Annotated in this window: 17 protein-coding genes; 1 reads left to right on the forward strand and 16 read right to left on the reverse strand. The window is 42.0% G+C overall.

Annotation, left to right across the window (positions count from 1 at the left end; all coding sequences use genetic code 11):
- Positions 1 to 97: 97 nt before the first annotated feature.
- The 6 genes from J4N46_RS04630 to J4N46_RS12845 all read right to left on the reverse strand — a co-directional run bounded on the left by J4N46_RS04630 (position 98) and on the right by J4N46_RS12845 (position 5,240).
- Positions 98 to 2,224 (reverse strand): GH92 family glycosyl hydrolase, encoded by a 2,127-nt coding sequence (locus J4N46_RS04630; protein ID WP_208058342.1) that lies wholly within the window; start codon positions 2,222 to 2,224, stop codon positions 98 to 100.
- A 279-nt stretch (positions 2,225 to 2,503) separates the two neighbouring features.
- Entirely contained in the window at positions 2,504 to 3,019 is a 516-nt protein-coding gene (locus tag J4N46_RS04635; RefSeq protein WP_208058343.1) for a DUF6922 domain-containing protein, read from the reverse strand.
- A 257-nt stretch (positions 3,020 to 3,276) separates the two neighbouring features.
- Positions 3,277 to 4,170, reverse strand: a complete 894-nt coding sequence (locus tag J4N46_RS04640) for a DUF3078 domain-containing protein (protein ID WP_208058344.1) — start codon at positions 4,168 to 4,170, stop codon at positions 3,277 to 3,279.
- Positions 4,171 to 4,200: 30 nt separating this feature from the next.
- Positions 4,201 to 4,515 (reverse strand): iron-sulfur cluster assembly protein, encoded by a 315-nt coding sequence (locus tag J4N46_RS04645; protein ID WP_009415287.1) that lies wholly within the window; start codon positions 4,513 to 4,515, stop codon positions 4,201 to 4,203.
- 21 nt (positions 4,516 to 4,536) lie between these two features.
- On the reverse strand, positions 4,537 to 4,956 hold the full coding sequence (locus tag J4N46_RS04650; RefSeq protein WP_208058345.1) for a SufE family protein: 420 nt from the start codon (positions 4,954 to 4,956) through the stop codon (positions 4,537 to 4,539).
- A gap of 152 nt (positions 4,957 to 5,108) precedes the next feature.
- Entirely contained in the window at positions 5,109 to 5,240 is a 132-nt protein-coding gene (locus J4N46_RS12845; RefSeq protein WP_262897133.1) for a hypothetical protein, read from the reverse strand.
- 64 nt (positions 5,241 to 5,304) lie between these two features.
- On the opposite strand from J4N46_RS12845, the gene J4N46_RS04655 reads away from it, so the two are divergent.
- Positions 5,305 to 7,236, forward strand: coding sequence for an LTA synthase family protein (locus J4N46_RS04655; RefSeq protein WP_208058346.1), 1,932 nt, complete (start codon positions 5,305 to 5,307; stop codon positions 7,234 to 7,236).
- Here the strand turns inward: J4N46_RS04655 and J4N46_RS04660 are convergent.
- The 10 genes from J4N46_RS04660 to J4N46_RS04705 form a co-directional block, all read right to left on the reverse strand.
- Positions 7,217 to 7,843, reverse strand: a complete 627-nt coding sequence (locus tag J4N46_RS04660) for a hypothetical protein (protein WP_208058347.1) — start codon at positions 7,841 to 7,843, stop codon at positions 7,217 to 7,219. The genes J4N46_RS04655 and J4N46_RS04660 overlap by 20 nt on opposite strands.
- Complete coding sequence (locus tag J4N46_RS04665) at positions 7,843 to 11,127, reverse strand: glycosyltransferase family 117 protein (protein WP_208058348.1); 3,285 nt, start codon at positions 11,125 to 11,127, stop codon at positions 7,843 to 7,845. The genes J4N46_RS04660 and J4N46_RS04665 overlap by 1 nt, the downstream gene beginning before the upstream one ends.
- Positions 11,128 to 11,145: 18 nt before the next feature.
- Positions 11,146 to 11,928: a superoxide dismutase gene (locus tag J4N46_RS04670; protein WP_317194291.1), complete on the reverse strand. Its 783-nt coding sequence runs from the start codon at positions 11,926 to 11,928 to the stop codon at positions 11,146 to 11,148.
- Positions 11,929 to 11,958: 30 nt separating this feature from the next.
- Entirely contained in the window at positions 11,959 to 12,798 is an 840-nt protein-coding gene (locus J4N46_RS04675) for a prephenate dehydratase (protein WP_208058349.1), read from the reverse strand.
- On the reverse strand, positions 12,798 to 13,484 hold the full coding sequence (locus tag J4N46_RS04680) for a metal-dependent hydrolase (RefSeq protein WP_208058350.1): 687 nt from the start codon (positions 13,482 to 13,484) through the stop codon (positions 12,798 to 12,800). Before J4N46_RS04680 ends, J4N46_RS04675 begins: the two co-directional genes overlap by 1 nt.
- A gap of 34 nt (positions 13,485 to 13,518) precedes the next feature.
- A complete protein-coding gene (menA, locus tag J4N46_RS04685) occupies positions 13,519 to 14,421 on the reverse strand; it encodes a 1,4-dihydroxy-2-naphthoate octaprenyltransferase (RefSeq protein ID WP_208058351.1) in 903 nt (300 codons plus the stop codon).
- Positions 14,418 to 15,425, reverse strand: a complete 1,008-nt coding sequence (gene obgE / locus J4N46_RS04690; RefSeq protein WP_208058352.1) for a GTPase ObgE — start codon at positions 15,423 to 15,425, stop codon at positions 14,418 to 14,420. Before obgE ends, menA begins: the two co-directional genes overlap by 4 nt.
- Complete coding sequence (locus J4N46_RS04695; protein WP_208058353.1) at positions 15,425 to 16,549, reverse strand: adenylate kinase; 1,125 nt, start codon at positions 16,547 to 16,549, stop codon at positions 15,425 to 15,427. The genes obgE and J4N46_RS04695 overlap by 1 nt, the downstream gene beginning before the upstream one ends.
- A 210-nt stretch (positions 16,550 to 16,759) precedes the next feature.
- Positions 16,760 to 17,440, reverse strand: coding sequence for a hypothetical protein (locus J4N46_RS04700; RefSeq protein WP_208058354.1), 681 nt, complete (start codon positions 17,438 to 17,440; stop codon positions 16,760 to 16,762).
- Positions 17,441 to 17,662: 222 nt separating this feature from the next.
- The gene (locus J4N46_RS04705) at positions 17,663 to 18,382 is read right to left on the reverse strand and encodes a nitroreductase family protein (RefSeq protein WP_208058355.1); all 720 of its coding nucleotides are present in this window, start codon (positions 18,380 to 18,382) and stop codon (positions 17,663 to 17,665) included.
- Between the last annotated feature and the right edge of the window lie 15 nt (positions 18,383 to 18,397).

Below are 18,397 nucleotides of genomic sequence, written 5' to 3' on the forward strand. Positions count from 1 at the left end.
GTTTTTATTTTAAGATTTGATTGGGATATTTGATTGTAAATCAAAACAAAACGAACTATAATAGAAAGGATAAAATTTAGGCGCGAGCCGCATCGGCTTACTTAAACAGCAACTCGCCTCCTTGCATCAGCTGCTTATAGGTAATATAACGCTCCTTTACCAACTTATGATTTAAATATACTTCATTACCTGCCGATTGTTCTTTTTCTTTCTTGATGACAAAGGTTTTCCCATTGTCTAAATTCAGTGTAATTTCCGAAAAGAGTGGCATCCCGAAGTAGAACTTGCCGTCTGCTGGATTTACAGGATAAAAACCTAAGGCTGAAAAGATATACCAAGCCGACATCTGTCCGCAGTCTTCATTACCACAATGCCCTGCGGGATTGTTGTGGTATTGGGTACGCATAATTTGCATAGCGCGGTGGGCTGCCTTTTGCGGTAGCGAACCAAAGTTGTACAAATAGGCTACGTGGTGGCTTGGTTCATTGCCGTGTACGTATTGTCCTATCATTCCTGTACTGAAAATAGGCAACTTTTCATCGGGGTTTACTCGCAAAGAAAACATATCGTCAATAGCATTTTCAAAGGCTTGCGCCCCACCCATAGCCGTTACTAAGCCCGAAACGTTATGCGGCACAAACCAGCGGTAGTGCCAAGCGTTGCTCTCACAAAAATAAGGGGTGTATTCCTTCGGATTGAAAGGAGTAATAAACTTTCCTGCACTATTTTTGGGGCGGAAAAAAAATGTTTCTGTATCAAAAAGATTACGCCAGTTTTCAGCTCGCTTGCCAAAATAGGCTGCATCTTCTTTTTTGCCTAAGGCTGCCGCAAATTGTGCCACACACCAATCGTCATAGGCGTATTCCAAACTTTTTGACACCGACCAGTTTTCGCCCGATTTGTCTAAATCATAAGGTACATAACCATATTTTTTGTACAAGTCTATTTCTCGTTCATCGCTCATTGCACTGGCTTTGCAGGCTTCGTAAGCCAAATTAGCATCTATGGGCAAGCCTTTTAGGTAGGCATCTACTATAATAGGCACTGCGTGGTAGCCTATCATCATATTTGTTTCGCCGCCTTGCATACTCCAAACGGGCAACGTTCCGTTTTCTTTATAATGAGCTAAAAAGCTATTGATAAACTGTACATTGGTTTGTGGGTGCAAGATAGTATACAAAGGGTGGGCTGCCCTGAAAGTATCCCATAGCGAAAAAGTATCGTAACGCACAGGGGCTTTTACATCGGAATAGAGGTTGGGGGCGAGCATCGTTTGGTAAAGCATTGTATAGAAGATAGTACGCGTATCGTCATCGCCGCCTTTTACGATGATTTTCTGTAATTGCTGTTCCCAAAGGTTGTGTGCTTGCTCGCGGTATTCGTCAAAAGAAAAATGGGGGGCTTCAGCTTCCATATTTTGGTAGGCGGCTGCAATGTTATGCATAGAAAGTGCTGTTTTTAGCACTATGGTTTCGCCCTCTTGGGTAGTGCCGTAGTGGAGTACGATTTTAGAATTGTTGGTAGTATTGCTTTCGGTGGTTTGGGTGAGGGTGTAATTTGCAAAAGGTTTTGATAGCTTTGCTACAAAATACACTTTTTGGTCGCGAGCCCAGCCTGTAGAGTAGCGATACCCCTCGATAGTAGTGTCATCTACCACTTTTAGGTAGGTAGCTGTGGGCTTATCCCAGTTGATAGCATAGCCCAAATCTATAGTAATATCACTCTGATTATCTTGTGGGAAGGTGTAGCGTTGCACGCCCACACGTGGGGTAGCGGTAAGCTCTACGCCTATGTTATAGCTTTCGAGTTGCACGCGGTAATAACCTGCGGTAGCCGTTTCGGTGCCGTGCTGAAAATATGAAAAAGGTTTGTAGTTATTAGCCTCAATACGTTTGGTAAACTTGCTATTGGTAGGCATTGTGAGTATATCGTATAGGTCGCCTGCACCAGTACCCGAAAGGTGTGTGTGCGAAAAACCAGTGATGATACTATCGGGGTAGAAATAGCCTGAAATTCTATCCCAACCAGGGATTCCAATATCGGGGCTTAGCTGTACCATTCCAAAGGGGGTTGTAGCACCAGGGTAGGTATTACCAGTGCCGTCAGTGCCTATAAAGGGGTTTACATAGGGCGTAAGGGGTTCGGGGGTATCAGTAGTGGGGGTGGTGTGGCACGCAAATAGCGTTAAGAGGGCTATAGCGGTTGTAACTTTTAGTAATCTCATTATAATATTTTTCAGGTTATAGGGCAAAGTTACAACTTTTTTTGATAATACAACCAAAAAGAGGCTGTCCGAAAAGTTTTGTTTTGTGAGGGCGATTTGCCAATCGCCCCTACAATGTAAATAAAAGTGATTGATTATCAGAGCAATTAACTTTGTCAAACTTTGAAAGTTTGACAAAGTGTGTGGCGCAATCATACTTTTAAAACTCTTCGGACAGCTTCTTTATTTATGTAGTTAATATTTAAGTTTGTAAGTTGTACATTCGGTATCTTACTTATTTTATAAAAACTTTCCAAAAGTAATGGGGATACTGTATTGGTATAAAGCTTGGTCTGTTTCATCTTCTATTTTTTGTTTTAGTTCTTTCAACGTTTCTACAACTACACTTTTACCATAATAGGAAATTATTGCTTTTTTATCGTCTTGAAATCCTCTTTCAAAAATCCTTTTTATAATACTTTTTTTATACCGCTTCCAGTCCAACTTATCAAAATCTGTGTCCCAAAATATGAATCTATTAATTTTAGGAATATTTGCTGCTTGTGCTTCTTTATTTCCTTTCTGTGCTTTTTTAAACTTCTCTTGAACTTCCAAAAAATAGGTAGCATCTACCCCAAACCTATCTCCTAAAATTGCTGATAATTCTGGCGTTATCTCGTCAAACATACCTTCCGAAACTACGATACCTGTTTCTTTCATAAACTGTTCTAAACTACAATTTGTTTTTTTCAATTCATAAAAGATTATTACAGCAGGTGGTGTTTCTTTTATTTTGTGTATTTCGGGCAGCATCATTCATTCTTTTAAAGTTATTATCTGCAAAGTTACTAAAAAAGAGTGATATAAAGACTATTTAAGTCAAAAAAGAGGCTGTCCGAAAAGTTTTGTTTTGTGAGGGCGATTTGCCAATCGCCCCTACAATATGAATAAAAGTGATTGATTATCAAGGCAATTAACTTTGTCAAACTTTGAAAGTTTGACAAAGTGTGGGGCGCAGTCAAAAAAAAATGCGAGCTCATTTATTGGCTCGCATTTCTTATATTGTCGTTTTATTATTTAAGTTTGTAAGTAAGTCCTACGCCTAATACTTCGCGTATTTGGAATGCTTTAGCTGCATTGTCGTCGTAAATAGCTTGGAAAGTGAAGTTTGCACTTAGATATTTATTGATAGACATTACTATATTAGCAGTATAATCTATATCTACATTGAAAGGTTTATCTAAATAGTTGCTATACAAGTTGAGTATGTTCTCAAAACTAACATTATCCATAGGAGCGAATTTGTAGTAAGCATTAAGTGCAAAACCGAGCTCGTAACGCAATGTTTTACCTTTTTCAACGCCATAAAAACTTCCAAACTCTGTCCAGCGTTTAGCTGCTGTAGTAAGTTTTGAGGTTGCAGGTGCTAAGTTCACTTTCAAGTTGTCGTTTTTCTTCCACAACATACCAGGACCAAATTGTATATACCCTGGTGAAAGGAGTGAGTTTATCCAAGTGCGGTCGGTGGTGGTATATTTGTAACCATCAGCCATTTGGGTTTTGAAGTTGAAGAAGAAAGAGGCATACCAAGTGTTGGATAGCTGGTACCCTGCTACTGAGTTGACTTCAAAACGGTCGTTGGTTTTGCGAGTATATTTGTCGCTTTCCAATTTAGTTAAACCATAGTCGATATATAGGTTGTTATCCCACGCCCATTTGTCTTTTTTGTAGTTAAGTGAATAACTTACAGCAAGGTTGGCAGCAAGGTTGTTAGTACCTCCACCTGTCCAATCGTGGTTGAATGCTGATTGCGAAAACATTAGCGATGCGTTACCGCCTTTGCTCCAATAAGGTGCAGGGGCTGCTTCTTCGGCAGGATCCACTGTTGGGTTTTGCGCTACACCGTCTTCTTGTGCAAAAATTGCCATTGTTGATAATAGGCATACTGAAAATAAAAATTTTTTCATAAGTGATATAAGTAAATTATTTATTATTAGTTACAAAAATCCGAGTTCTAATTTTGCCACTTCGCTCATCATATCTTGGTTCCAAGGTGGGTCGAAGGTAAGTTCAACGATAGTTTCGTGTACTTCGTCTATACTTTGTACTTTTTCTTTCACTTCCATTGGCAACGCCTCTGCTACGGGGCAATTGGGCGAGGTGAGTGTCATTAGTATTTTTACATCGTTTTGTTCGTTTACGAACACGTCATATACAAGACCGAGTTCGTAAATATCTACGGGTATTTCGGGGTCGTAAATGCCTTTCAATACTTCTACTATTTTTTCGCCTAAGGCTTCTGTGTCTACCATTGTTTAATTCTGAATTTTGAATTATGAATTTTGAATTATATCAAGTGCATATTTTTTCATTTGTGTAAGCATACTTACCAGTCCGTTGGCACGTGTGGGCGAAAGATGCTCTTTGAGTTGTATTTTATCGATAAACGCTGTATCGGCAGCTGCAATTTCTTGGGGGGTATGCCCTGTGAATACACGCACTAAGAGTGCTACAATGCCTTTGGTAATAATAGCATCGCTATCGGCAGTAAAGTGTATCAGTGTGCCGTCATACTGGGCGTGCAACCACACTTGGCTTTGGCAGCCTTTGATGAGGTATAGGTCGGTTTTGTATTTTTCGTCTATTAGGGGGAGGCTTTTGCCGAGTTCTATGAGGTATTCGTAACGTTGCGACCAATCTTCAAAGAATGAAAATTCGTCAATAAGTTGGTTTTGAATTTCTTGTATCGTCATACAGTTGTGATTTAGGGTGCAAAGGTACGAAATAATTATGAATTATTAATGAATTAGTGAATTAAAATAGTCGGTGCGAGCCGCACTGGCTTCACATACTCGGCTGCGTTATCCTTCGCTCAAGGTTCGCTCATCCTTCGCTCATCCTTCGCTCAACCTTCGTCACATACTCGGCTGCGCCAGCTCGCCGACTTTCCTTCGCTCATCCTTCGCTCAGGGTTCGGTGTAGGAATGTGGGATAAACCGGATAGGGGTATCATTGTTTTTACCAAAATGTATGCCATATTTTGATGACTAATAACTAATTTAAATTTCGTATCTTTGCGGCGTTTATTAAACTTTATTATAATGCGTTTTAAAGAGTATAAAATTCTTTTCTACAGGTTGTTACTTGTATATGTTGCTTATTTTTTAGCTCGATTGGCTTTTTTTGGCTTCAACCATTCGCACCTTATTGTAGATGGTATTAGCGATTTGGCTAGATTGTGCTTTTACGGATTGTTGTTCGACACTACGGCTATTATCTATGTAAATTTGCTTTTTATCTTCCTCAGTATCCTCCCTTTGAAGGTAAATACGCAAGGGTGGTATCAAAAAATATTGTTCTGGTGTTACTTTTTGATGAATATTCCTGCTTTTCTACTTAATTTCATCAATATTGCTTACTTTTCGTACAACAAAACAGGTCTTACTACCAACGATTGGGCTTTGGTACAACACGAAGAAAACGCTTTGGGCTTGCTTATGGGCTTTTTAGTACGCTATTGGCTCATCTTTTTGTGCTTTTTAGTGGTGTGTGTGCTTTGGGTGATGGCTTATAAACGCATAGGTATCGCTCATAGGGCTGTAGTACGCCCTTTGCGCTATTTTACGACTTCTGTTGTGTTTATTTTAGTACTCGCGCCTGTGCTGGTTTTTGGCATCAGGGGGATGAACTTCAGCCCTGGTGTGGTGCCGCTAAGTGTAATTGATGCCGGAAAATATGCTCGCGACATTTCGCAGGTGCATTTACTGCTAAATGCGCCTTTTTCGGTAATACGAACGATGAATAAGAATAAAACTTTTAGAGAATATAACTTTACCGATGAAAAGTATATTGAAGCGAATATCAAACCGATAAAACAATACAAGCGGGTAGTAACCGAAAAACCTAATGTGGTGCTTATCATCTTAGAAGGTATGGGGGCTGAATATTTTGGGTTGCTGAATGAGGGCTTGCCTATTGAGGGATACAAAGGGTATACGCCTTTCTTAGACTCGTTGGCGCGCAAGGGGTTCTATTTCAGTAATATCTACTCGAATAGCGTGCATTCTATTGAAGGGATTTCGGCTGTTACGGCTGGGATGCCTACTTTTCAGAAACCTTTTGTAAATTCGGCTTATGCTCCGCAACGGGGCTTGGCTTCTATAGCGTGGGTAGCGCGCGACTTGGGTTACGAAACGCTGTTTGCGCACGGGGCTACCAATGGCTCGATGAGTATTGATGCTTTTGCTCGCCAAGTGGGGTATGAGCGCTATGTTGGCAGAACTGAGTTCAATGACGACCGCTACTACAACGGAAAGTGGGGAATTGACGATGAGCCTTTTTTGCAGTATTTCGCAAAGGAAATCAACAAAATGAAAGCTCCTTTTTTAGCAACGGTATTTACGCTTTCATCGCACGAACCTTATATAGTACCCGAACCGCACAAAGGGCGATTCAACAAAGGGGCTATGGAAATGCACAATGTGGTAGCCTACACCGATTTTGCTATCAGTCGTTTTTTTGAAACTGTAAAAAAAGAGGCTTGGTATGAGAATACTATTTTTGCCATTATCCCCGACCATACCACTGTGGATTATTACCCTTATTACCAACAAAAAATAACACACCATCGCATTCCTATCATTCTTTATAGCGCCAATAAAACCCTGATTCCGCAAGGGCATTCGGCAGTATTAGGACAACAGATAGACCTCTTCCCTACCCTTGCCGACCTAATGGGGTATCAGAAGCCTTTCCGCTCGTGGGGGCGTAGCCTTATGAGTACTATTGCCGATGAAACCCCTCGTGCTTACGTTACCAATGCTCAATTCTACCAGCTGATGCAAGGCAATTACACTTATGTGTTAGACCCCAATGGCGAGGTGGTGGGCGTATATGCTATTGACGACTACAACTTGAGCAAAAACCTAAAAGATGCACAAGGCAATAATGAAGAAATAAAAAAAGGCATCGCCGATATGCGTGCCTTTATACAAGATTATAACGATAGGATTATCAATGATAAGCTAAAGTAAGATTGCGGAAAAGAATGGGCAAAAAGAACTGAGGTAGCGCACCCATAAGGTAGCTGAGTAGCACCATGCGCATACGCTGTTGGGTAAGGTATATTTGCACTGTTATATCTGCTCCGCTAAGAAATAACAAAAAGGCAATAATATAGGTCATATCTTTCTGAAAGAGAATACTCATCAGCAAAGTGAAGGTAGTGAGTGCCCCCATACCCATTGCCGACATATTACTGCGTATTTTGAAGAACAAAAAAAAGAGTATTGTAATACACCCTACCGTAAGCCCTATGATATAAAAGTGTATAAACGGAAACTTCTCAAAAGGGGTTATCCAAAAGGCTACTGACAGCAATATTACTATATAGCCGTACAGTAGCCATTTTTGTTTTTCATCGGGTATTAAAAAAGGATTTTCTAACCAATTAAATACAAAAAGGATAAGATATACCATTGTAGGTAATGCTACTGTTATAAGAAGTAGCAACAACCACGTAAGCCTTATTTCGCTTATGGTAAGAAAAATAGGGATGTGAAATAACACAATCATAGCCCCATAAATAGGGAACCATATAGGGTGCGCCAAAAACGATATGAGATAGTTATAGTAACGCATTACTCTAAGGTATCTTGTGTGGGGGCAGGGGGTTCGGGCAGCGTGTCGGTAGCTGAAGCAGGGTTCCCTAAAAAGTACTCTTCCAGCTCTTTATCGCGCATATAGAGGCGCACCGAACCTTTGAATATATCCCATTGCTTTTGGAAGAAAGCAGGGTCGTAATCTTTGGTTACAAGCAAGAGCTCGCCATAGCGGTCTACACAATATTGTATTTTGTGAGCGTTATCGTTTAGCTGAGCGGCAGGCAGATGGTTGTAGTAGTTCATTTCCTCTTGATACTTTTGGGCTATCTGTGCTGCAATAGCTTGCGCTTTTTGGGGCTCACCCACTTGGTAATAACCTTTGATGAATGGCTCTAACGAAAAGTAATAACCATATGAGGCTACAGGCATATTTTTCATAGCAATATCCATCACTTCTTTAGCTTTATCGTTTTTGCCTTCTTTGATAAGCTGTTCGGTAAGGCGTGCCAAATTACCCCTAAAGATAATACTATTCTTACGAGTTTCGGGGTCTAAGTAAATATCCTCTCTACCCATATTGCCCCACGTCCATTGTTTTACGATATTGTACATCAGTTCGCTATCAATGCGCCCCATATCGTAAGGATTACTTTTATCAATAGGTGTTTTGATAGGTACCAGCTTATACACTAAGCCGTCCAACTGCAAGTAGTCTTTCATCCAAATATACTCAGCAGCATCCATACTACCGCCTGTAAAGTAGATAGGGCGTTTCCAATCGTTATTAGCAATGATATCAAGCATCAACACACGAGCCTTATCGATAGCGTTAGGCAAGGTAATATCTATATAATCTACTATTTTATCAGCATCTTCAGGTTTTACAATACCACTTTTTAGCACGTTTTCTTTATTTACAGGGATACGTATTTTATTGGTAGGGTAATAAAAGAAAGTTTGCTGATATTCGCCTCGCCCTCTCACCGATTGGGTAGCAGGATCGCCAGAGGTAATCCAATTCACGAAATCTTTGATATTCCAACGATTATCGGTGCGTTTTTGGTAATATACCGCCTCGCGCACGCCGTGAGCGTATTGGCTATGTACAATTTGCGAAGGTATGGGGTTACTTTCGTAAGCCTTGCGCTTCATTTGGTCTATATACCAATCGGTTTGCAAAAGACTTGTATTGATTACGCGTACATCGGTGCGGTAACCTTCAATCTCTTGGGCATACCACAACAAGAAAGTATCGTTATCGCCTATGGTAAATATCATAGCATCTTTATCTTTGGCGATAGATTCTAAGTAAGCATCGGCAATAAACTCAGCCGAATATTTTTGAGATCGGTCGTGGTCGTCCCAGTTTTCGGCAGCCATTAGTAGCGGTACCGATAGCGAAAAAGCTACTGCGCCAATAGCTGTAACGTTAGGAGTCAGGTATTTTTTTATCAAGTCGTAGAGTGCATACACTCCGTAGCCTATCCAAATAGCAAAGGCGTAGAACGACCCCACAAGAGCGTAATCGCGCTCGCGTGGCTCGAACGGACGCTCATTGACGTATATTTTTAGCGCCAAGCCTGTAAAGAGGAGTAAAACGAGTATCACCCACGTTTGGCGTTCACTCTTCACCGACATATAGAACAAGCCCAACAAGCCCAACAACAAAGGCAAAAAGTAATAAGTATTGCGAGCCTTGTTGTTTAGCACATCCGAAGGCAAGTTCTTTTGCGACCCCAAGTGCATCTCATCTACAAAAGGAATCCCCGACAGCCAGTTGCCGTGGTCGGCTTCCATTTTGCCTTGTATATCATCTTGCCTACCAATAAAGTTCCACGCAAAGTAGCGGAAATACATATAACCAAATTGGTAGTTAAAAAGGTACTGCATATTCTTCCAGAAGCTAGGTTTTTCTACTTCTATATAATCGCGGTACTCTGTCAAGAACTGATCATAGCGCTCAGGAGGCATTGGGCGCAATGTATTTTGCTTGTGCAACTCTTGCAGCAGCTGATATAGTTTAGGTTCTTCATAGGCTTCTTGGCTAATTTTGAAATCTAAATTGCCCGTCAGCTTCATATAATTAGCTGCGTGCTGTGGGCTCCACATACGCGGCAAGAAGCCTTTCTGATTTCTATTGGAAGCCACCTGAGCATTTTTATATTGGTTTACAATAATATACCTGCCCGTAGTATAATCGCGCTCGTATTTAGGTTTGGCATCTTCATAAGGGTGTTCCTCATCTATGCCTGCGTATTTATCAGAATACATAGGTCCGTAAAACAAATGCGTTTCAGGATATTGCTCTAAGTTGTAGTACGCCAAAAGCAAACGCGCATCGGTAGGGCTATTTTCGTTGATAACCGTATCGGCATTAGAGCGTATGGGTATCATCAGCCACGATGAAAATCCTACAAATACAAACAACAAACACAAGGTAGCGGTTTGCAATCGCACATTGTTCTTTTTGTTGGCATATTGCAAGGTGAAGAAGAAAAACGCCACCACACTAAGTCCTGCAATAATTGTCCCCGAATTGAACGGCAGCCCAAAGGTATTTACAAAAAACACCTCTAAGTAGCCAAAGTAAGCCAATGTGTAGGGTAATATCAGTTTGAATATCAGCAACAAAATTGCGATAGAAACTACATTGGCAATCACAAAATTGACAAATGTTTTAGGGTATTTACTGTTGAAGAAATACAGCATCCCAATAGCGGGTATCGTAAGCAATGCCATAAAGTGCACCCCAAACGAAAGACCCACTACCAGCGAAATCAGCAGCAACCAGCGGTCGCCACGCTCTTCTTGCAAGCTATCAGTCCATTTAATGCCGAGCCAAAACATCACCGACATAAAGAGCATCGCCATTCCGTACACCTCAGCTTCTACAGCATTGAACCAAAAACTATCCGAAAAAGTGTAAGCCAAGCCACCCACTACCCCACTGCCCATCACAGCGATAACGTGCGAAGGGGTAAGGGTAGTTGTAGTGCGAAGGGCTATTTTTTTAGTAAGATTTACAATGATAAAATACAAGAAAAATACAGTGAAGGCACTCGATAGCACCGACATCATATTTACAAAAAATGCAATCTTATCGGCATTAGGAGCAAAAGCCGCTATAAAAGCCCCTACCATCTGAAAAAAAGGTGCTCCTGGAGGGTGCCCCACCTGCAATTTTGCCGAAGTGGCTATATACTCACCACAATCCCAAAAACTCACCGTAGGCTCTACCGTAAGTGTATAAGTGATTAGGGCAATGGCAAAAACCACCCAACCCATAATAAGATTGTATTTTTTAAAATCTTTCTCGCTCATTGTCGTTCTGTAAGATAATTATTTGTAAAGAGTTTTTCCGTAAAGTTCAGCTACTTTATCCCAGTCAATCACATTGAAAAAATTAGCAATGTAATCGCCTCGTTTGTTTTGATATTTCAAGTAATAAGCGTGTTCCCACACATCCATAGCCAAGATAGGCACTCCGCTTACGCCTATGTTGGGCATCAAAGGGTTATCTTGGTTGGCAGTGCTCACCACGCTTAGTTTTTCGTCATTTACTACCAAGAAAGCCCAGCCCGAACCAAAACGCTTGCTACCCGCTTCAGCAAATGCTTTTTTGAAGTTCTCAAAGCTGCCAAAGTCGCGCTTAATAGCCTCCATCAGTGTGCCTTTAGGCTCACCACCTCCTTTAGGTGATATTACCCCAAAATACATATTGTGGTTGTAGTAGCCCCCCGCATTATTGCGCAAAGCAGCATTATTAGGGTCTAAGTTTTTAAGTACCTCTTCTATGCTTTGTGAAGCGTAAGGAGTACCTGCTACAGCTTTGTTCAGGTTGTGCAAGTAGCCCACATAGTGTTTAGAAAAGTGAATGTACATCGTTTCGGCATCAATATAGTCAGCCACAGCATCGTAATCGTAGGGCAGTGGTATTACTGCAAAAGCCCCTTTGTCGGCTTTTGTTACTACATCTATGGGTTTGCCGTAATCTTGCTTGTGGCAAGATTTTTCAGTCTTTTTGCACTTTTTAGATTTCTTTTCTTGGGCATAAGTAGTTCCCACGCCCATTGCCATTGCCAATGCTATAGCCGCAACAGTGAATGTTCTTTTTAGTAACATATTTCGTTTTTTATTAGTGATTTGTTTTTATTATTTATCATTGCGATGCTCTTTATACACCCCCAGCACTTTCAGCTCTTCAGTCATTACCTGCAGCAAATAAAGTGCCCGCTCATAGTTGCGAAGGTCATCAAAAGAAGCATCTACAAAGAAAGCGTATTTCCAAGGGGTATCAATCACAGGCATTGATTGTATTTTGCTCATATTCAGCTCGCAATCGCGCAATACGTTTAGCACTGTAGCTAGGCTACCACTTTTGTCGTACAACTGAAACTTCAGCGAAACCTTGTTGCAATCGTCAGTAGGCAATACAGCAGCAGCAGTGCTTAGCACTACAAAACGCGTTGCATTGCGCTGTATGGTTTGTATGCTATGTGCCAAAATACCCAAGTTGTAAAGGCTTGCGGCAGCACTCGATGCGATAGCAGCCACTCCCTTTTCGCCTTGCTCAGCTATTTGCTTGGCAGCCGTAGCAGTATCGGGAGCTTCCACCAGCCTAATGTGCGGCTTATCAGCAAAATAGTCTTTACATTGCAGCAAAGCCATATAGTGCGACCGTACTTCAGTAATATCCTCCAAAGTTTGCCCAGCAAGCGCCAACAAATGATGTTGAATATTCATATAGTACTCGCCCCGTATGTGCAAGTTGTGCTTATCTATAAGCGTATAGTTAGGCAGTATCGCACCTGCAATACTATTTTCAATAGCCATTACTCCCCACGCAGCAGCCCCGCTCAAAAGCGTTTGTACTAAGGTGTCAAAGTTTCGGCACTCTACCACCTCTATCGCTTTGCCAAAATAAGCCTCAGCAGCCTGATAGTGAAACGCCCCTTTAGTTCCCTGAATGGCAACTACTGTAGGCTTTCCCATTATATTTGTAGTTCTTGTCCTACATTCAGCAATATCAAGTCTTTGCCTTTAGCTTTAAAACTGCGTACAGCAGCCTCTTTATCATCTACTTTTATAAAGCGGTTCGTATCGTAGTGATAACCCAACACACGGTTGCACTTCACAAAGTCCGAAGCCATAATAGCATCATCCACGTCCATAGTAAAGTTGCCCCCTATAGGTAGTACTGCAAGGTCAAGTTTATAGCGCACCGGAATAAGCTGCATATCAAAATGCAAAGCTGTAGCCCCCGCTATATAGATGCTTCTGTCGTTTGTTTTAATCACAAAGCCACAAGCACAACCACCACCAGCACCACCGTTATCAAAAGTAGAAGAGTGCAAAGCAGGAACCATTTTTACACTTCCAAAGTTGAAGTCAAACGAACCACCCAAATCCATAGGGTGCGCATTTTCTATTCCAAGACCAAAAAAGTGATTTGTAATCTCGTAGTTAGAAATAATTTGCGCTTTGGTACGTTTGGCAATAGCCTCCACATCGTAAGTGTGATCTTGTTGCGCAGTAGTGATGAGAATAAAGTCAGCAGGTACCGAATTGATGTCGATACTGCTTGCCAAAGGGTTATCCGAGATAAAAGGGTCTACCAACAAATGTGTGTTCCCAATTTTGATACCCACGCAGGCGTGTCCGTAGTAAGTTAATTCCATAGTTATTATGATAATTAAAAAGATATATTAAATTCTAACGACTCCCAAGCAATAGCAATACCGAAAGCAAAAATGTACTAAGTGCCACCACTTTCAGTTCCTTATCCAATAGCTTAAGGTCTTTATTTTGTCGTACCCTCAGCAAATGTGCTACCAAAGGCACAAATGCCAATATATAAAGCAGTTCCCATCGCATCTGCAAACGCCATACCGAGTAGCCCAGCATCGAAACCATAGCCAAAACCACCAAGTAATAATGGTAATATTTTGCCAGTTCAATACCCATCTTTACTACCAAAGTATGTTTCCCCGACTGCTTATCATTCTCATAATCGCGCATATTGTTTAGGTTCAGCACAGCTACACTCAGCAAGCCTATAGCAGTAGCAGGCAAAAAAATATAAGCAGGCAATTCTTGCCTATACAAAAAATAACTGCCTACAACACTTACCAAACCAAAAAATACAAACACAAATACATCGCCCAGCCCGCGATAGCCATACGCCGATTTGCCTACCGTATATTTAATAGCGGCTACGATGCACAAAGCCCCAAGAATGAGGAAAATGAGTACATAGCCCAAATTCTCCAAGCCAAAAGCTGCGTATATAAGTGCTATAGCCGAAAGAAACGACAAGGCAGCCGTAATTATCACCACGCGCTTTAGTTCGCTACGCGTGATAGCACCACTTTGCAGAGCCCGTTTAGGACCCAAGCGCTGGTCGTTGTCCGTACCCTTTACCCCATCGCCATAGTCGTTGGCAAAGTTGGAGAGTATTTGGAATAGTATGGTGGTGAGCAATGCTAGCACAAAAATATCAGTTCTGAACCCCTCTACATCTTCACGGCGAGCAATAGCACTCCCTGTAATAATCCCCGCCACCGATAGCGGCAAAGTGCGCAAGCGTGCTGCACTGATAAGCGTTTTTATCGTCATAGCTCAGTATTAATCATCGCCCACAACCTATCTTTAAGCACCTGCAACCCCTTCCCCGATACAGACGAGATAAACAAGAAAGGCACATCGGCTAAACTTGCCTGTAACTCGTGGCGAAGGGCTTCAGTAAGCTCCTCGTCCAATATATCAGCTTTAGAAATTGCTATCAATCGCTGTTTGTCTAATAGTTCAGGGTTATAAGCCTCTAGTTCGTTTAGCAAAATGCGGTATTCAGCAGCAATATCATCGCTATCAGCTGCTATTACAAACAGCAAAGCAGCGTTGCGCTCTATATGACGCAAAAAGTAATGCCCTAAGCCTTTGCCTTCGGCTGCCCCTTCTATAATACCGGGGATATCAGCCATTACAAACGATTGATAGTCGCGATGTTCTACAATTCCTAAGTTGGGTTTTAGGGTCGTAAAAGGATAATCGGCAATTTTAGGCTTTGCCGAAGTAAGTACCGAGAGCAGGGTCGATTTGCCAGCATTGGGGAAACCTACCAAACCTACATCAGCCAATACCTTCAGCTCTAATAACAACTCGCGTTCTTCACCAGGTAACCCTGGTTGTGCATAGCGCGGCGTTTGATTGGTAGCGGTGCGGAAATGCCAATTGCCTAAGCCCCCCTTGCCCCCACGCAAGCAGATGATTTCTTGCGCATCTTCGGTAATTTCAAAGAGGACTTCCTCAGTAAAGGCATCTTTTACAATAGTTCCTAAAGGCACTTCTATATACACATCTTTACCATCAGCACCAAAACTACGGTTAGCACCACCCGCCTCGCCGTGGCTTGCTACAAAATGCTTCTGAAATTTAAAGTGGATAAGCGTCCAGAGGTGCTTATTACCCCTAAAGATAATATGCCCTCCCCTACCGCCATCACCACCATCGGGACCTCCTTTGGGTACAAATTTTTCTCGATGTAGGTGCATAGAGCCTGCGCCTCCTTTTCCTGATGCGGCGTATATCTTTACGTAATCGGTAAAGTTCCCTTCTGTCATTATTTACTTTTTATGAGGTCTATTGCTTGTGATAGACGCTGTGTAATTTCCTCGATACTGCCTATACCATCAATAGGATAATATTTGCCTTGTTGTTGGTAGTAAGCAATCAAAGGAGCTGTTTTTTCGTTGTATTCGGCAAAGCGGTTGCGTATTTTAGTTTCATCTTGGTCATCAGCACGACCACTTACTTTGCCGCGCCCTATGATGCGCTCTACAAGCACTTCGTCATCAGCCTCAAGAGCTAAAGTGCCGTGTATTTTCATATCTTTTGAAGCTAAAAAAGCATCTAAGGCTTCTGCTTGTGCAATAGTACGTGGGAAGCCATCGAATATAAACCCTTTAGCATCAGGATTTTTGGCTACTTCTTCTTGTAGCATTTTTATAGTAACATCATCGGGCACAAGGTCGCCGCGGTCGGTATATGAGCGCACCAAACGTCCTAATTCGGTTTCGTTTTTGATGTGATAACGGAAAATATCACCTGTTGAGATGTGTACTAATCCGTATTTTTCTTTTAAGAATGCGGCTTGTGTGCCTTTGCCAGCTCCTGGCTTGCCAAAAAGTACTATGTTTGTCATTGTTAATGAGGTATTTAGTTGATATACTTCGGGAAGGTTACGCCCCAGTTCGTCATAATCTAAGCCGTAGCCTACTATAAAACGATTAGGGATAGGTTTCCCTACGTAATCTATTTTCAAATCTTTGGTATAGGCATCGGGCTTAAAGAAAAGCGTAGCGATGCGGAAAGAATGTACCTTTTTATCAGCAAAGATACGATAAATTTCTTCAAGTGTATTGCCTGTATCTACAATATCTTCTATCACAACTACATCTTTTCCTTCTAAATCATCGGAAAGACCAATGAGGTGATGTATTTTTCCTGAGCTTTGAGTTCCCTCATAAGAAGCCATTTTTACAAACGACAACTCGCAGAGCCCTTTGTAACGCCTCACAAGGTCGGCAGCAAACATAAATGAGCCGTTTAGTATACATACGAATACGGGGCGGCTATCGCCTAAATCTTGATAGATTTCATCTGCCACTCGCGCTACTATTTCCTGCAATTGTACTGCAGTTACGTAGGGTTCAAAAGTTTTGTCGTGTAATTTAATAAGTGACATTTTATATAATTTTTTGTTGTTAATTTTGTATTAAGGCTGCTCCAGCCCTGCCAGCTTTCCTTCGCTCAAGCTTCGTCACATACTCGGCTGTGCCAGCTCGCCGACTTTCCTTCGCTTATCCTTCGCTTATCCTTCGCTTATCCTTCGCTTATCCTTCGCTCAACCTTCGCTCAGGCTAACGACTAGCGACTAAGGACTAACGACTCATCCCTACGGTAATATTTCGCCTACTGATATGTCGCAGCGGTGCCCTGGTTGCCCGTGCGGAGGGTTAGGTTTGCCCGACCAGCCTGGCTCGGTAGTACCTGTGTGTTGTTGTGCTTGTTGGGGGTCTATAACTACCTGTTGTTGTATGGTTTGTGCTGCGGGCTGTGCTGGGGCTGCTTGTTGTTGTGCTGGGGCACTATTTAGCGGTGCTCCTACAGGGATATCGCAACGATGCCCTGGTTGCCCGTGGGGAGGGTTTAGTTTTTCGCCATTAGCTCCCACATAGCTTTGAGGCTGCTGCACTTGTACTAACTGCTGTGTTTCGTTAGATACAGCTGGTAGTGCCGAAGGGTCTGTAGCGGTAGCGTTTGTTTGTACCTGATTGATTATCTGGCTATCGTTTGGAAGCGGAGCCCCTACAGCTATATCGCAACGGTGCCCTGGCTCGCCGTGTGGAGGGTTCAGCATTACCCCCTGCGCGCCTCCTGCCGAAGCTGTAGGCATTGCCAAGTTCGTATTATTAGCGTTGTCAAAAGGATTGCCCTCTCTTGTTTTACTGCGCTGCGCTTCAGCCATTTGGGTATTGGCAAGTGCTTCTTCATCTACGGCTATTTCGCTTGGAGTATTATTACAAGCAACCAAGCCAAGAAGCGCAAAAGCAAAATATGAGAAACGTATTTTCATTGTTAGATTTTTATATTTGAAACATTCAATGCGCAAAGGTACAAAATTATTTTGAATTTTGAATTTTCCATTTTCATTTTTTTGCCGAAGTGTTTAGTCATTCGTAAATTGAAGCAAATCAGTAAATCGACTAAACGAACTTATCAACTCAAGTTTTTTAGTATAATAGCTAATAACAACTAAAATAGTAAAAGTTATATTGTAAGTTTTATATTTGAATTGTTAAACATTATGTCTGTACACTTCTTCAAACGGCAATCTAAACCTTTCTCCCCAGATACCGCGTTCTTCACGAATCCCACAAGTGACAACCATACTCACTTCAGCCCCATAAGGTAGGTGTAGCAGTTTTTTAATCCGATGGCTATCATACCCCCCTAACGGACAAGTATCGTAGCCTTGCTCAGCCATTGCTAAGATAAAAGTTTGCGCTATAAGTCCGCAGCTTTTATGTACTTCTACGCGTATATCACCTTCAGAGAGTTCTCGCACCATAGGGCGAAACCAACCGATTACCCCAGAGAGTTTGCGGAAAGCTCCTAATAAGCCAAAAAACCGACTATACACAAAGGGGATTAGTTTCTGGTATTGGTTTTCTTTATCTTTAATGCGTTTGGCTTGCCTTTCGGGCGGACTATTGCGCTGTATATTGCCGCGTTCAAATTCCAAAATCATCTTGGCGTGCTGTCGGTGCTTATCTTGACGGGTAACGAACACCACCATCTGTTGTGCCGTGCTGGCTGTAAGCTGGCTGAGGCAGGCGTGAGCTAACTTTTCTAACAAAGCTTTATCAGTAATATGGTACAGCTCGTATAGTTGCATGTTGAAACCTGTAGGAGCTAAGGTAGCGAGCTTAAGGCATTCTTGTACCTTTTCCTCACTGATGGGCGTAGGCGCATAATAGCGTACCGCCCTGCGAAAGTTTAAAATATCTTTTAACATATAGTCGTTAGGTGT

It is taken from the genome of Capnocytophaga bilenii (assembly GCF_017565765.1).
Taxonomy (GTDB): domain Bacteria; phylum Bacteroidota; class Bacteroidia; order Flavobacteriales; family Flavobacteriaceae; genus Capnocytophaga; species Capnocytophaga bilenii.

Excerpts from the sequence above, each read along its gene's own strand:
- J4N46_RS04665 (WP_208058348.1), bottom strand. The coding sequence starts at position 11,127 with ATGAGCGAGAAAGATTTTAAAAAATACAATCTTATTATGGGTTGGGTG.
- J4N46_RS04705 (WP_208058355.1), bottom strand. The coding sequence starts at position 18,382 with ATGTTAAAAGATATTTTAAACTTTCGCAGGGCGGTACGCTATTATGCG.
- J4N46_RS12845 (WP_262897133.1), bottom strand. The coding sequence starts at position 5,240 with ATGGCATACATTTTGGTAAAAACAATGATACCCCTATCCGGTTTATCC.
- J4N46_RS04675 (WP_208058349.1), bottom strand. The coding sequence starts at position 12,798 with ATGGGAAAGCCTACAGTAGTTGCCATTCAGGGAACTAAAGGGGCGTTT.
- J4N46_RS04650 (WP_208058345.1), bottom strand. The coding sequence starts at position 4,956 with ATGACGATACAAGAAATTCAAAACCAACTTATTGACGAATTTTCATTC.
- obgE (WP_208058352.1), bottom strand. The coding sequence starts at position 15,425 with ATGACAGAAGGGAACTTTACCGATTACGTAAAGATATACGCCGCATCA.
- menA (WP_208058351.1), bottom strand. The coding sequence starts at position 14,421 with ATGACGATAAAAACGCTTATCAGTGCAGCACGCTTGCGCACTTTGCCG.
- J4N46_RS04655 (WP_208058346.1), top strand. The coding sequence starts at position 5,305 with ATGCGTTTTAAAGAGTATAAAATTCTTTTCTACAGGTTGTTACTTGTA.
- J4N46_RS04700 (WP_208058354.1), bottom strand. The coding sequence starts at position 17,440 with ATGAAAATACGTTTCTCATATTTTGCTTTTGCGCTTCTTGGCTTGGTT.
- J4N46_RS04635 (WP_208058343.1), bottom strand. The coding sequence starts at position 3,019 with ATGATGCTGCCCGAAATACACAAAATAAAAGAAACACCACCTGCTGTA.
- J4N46_RS04670 (WP_317194291.1), bottom strand. The coding sequence starts at position 11,928 with ATGTTACTAAAAAGAACATTCACTGTTGCGGCTATAGCATTGGCAATG.
- J4N46_RS04680 (WP_208058350.1), bottom strand. The coding sequence starts at position 13,484 with ATGGAATTAACTTACTACGGACACGCCTGCGTGGGTATCAAAATTGGG.
- J4N46_RS04630 (WP_208058342.1), bottom strand. The coding sequence starts at position 2,224 with ATGAGATTACTAAAAGTTACAACCGCTATAGCCCTCTTAACGCTATTT.
- J4N46_RS04640 (WP_208058344.1), bottom strand. The coding sequence starts at position 4,170 with ATGAAAAAATTTTTATTTTCAGTATGCCTATTATCAACAATGGCAATT.
- J4N46_RS04660 (WP_208058347.1), bottom strand. The coding sequence starts at position 7,843 with ATGCGTTACTATAACTATCTCATATCGTTTTTGGCGCACCCTATATGG.
- J4N46_RS04695 (WP_208058353.1), bottom strand. The coding sequence starts at position 16,549 with ATGTCACTTATTAAATTACACGACAAAACTTTTGAACCCTACGTAACT.
- J4N46_RS04645 (WP_009415287.1), bottom strand. The coding sequence starts at position 4,515 with ATGGTAGACACAGAAGCCTTAGGCGAAAAAATAGTAGAAGTATTGAAA.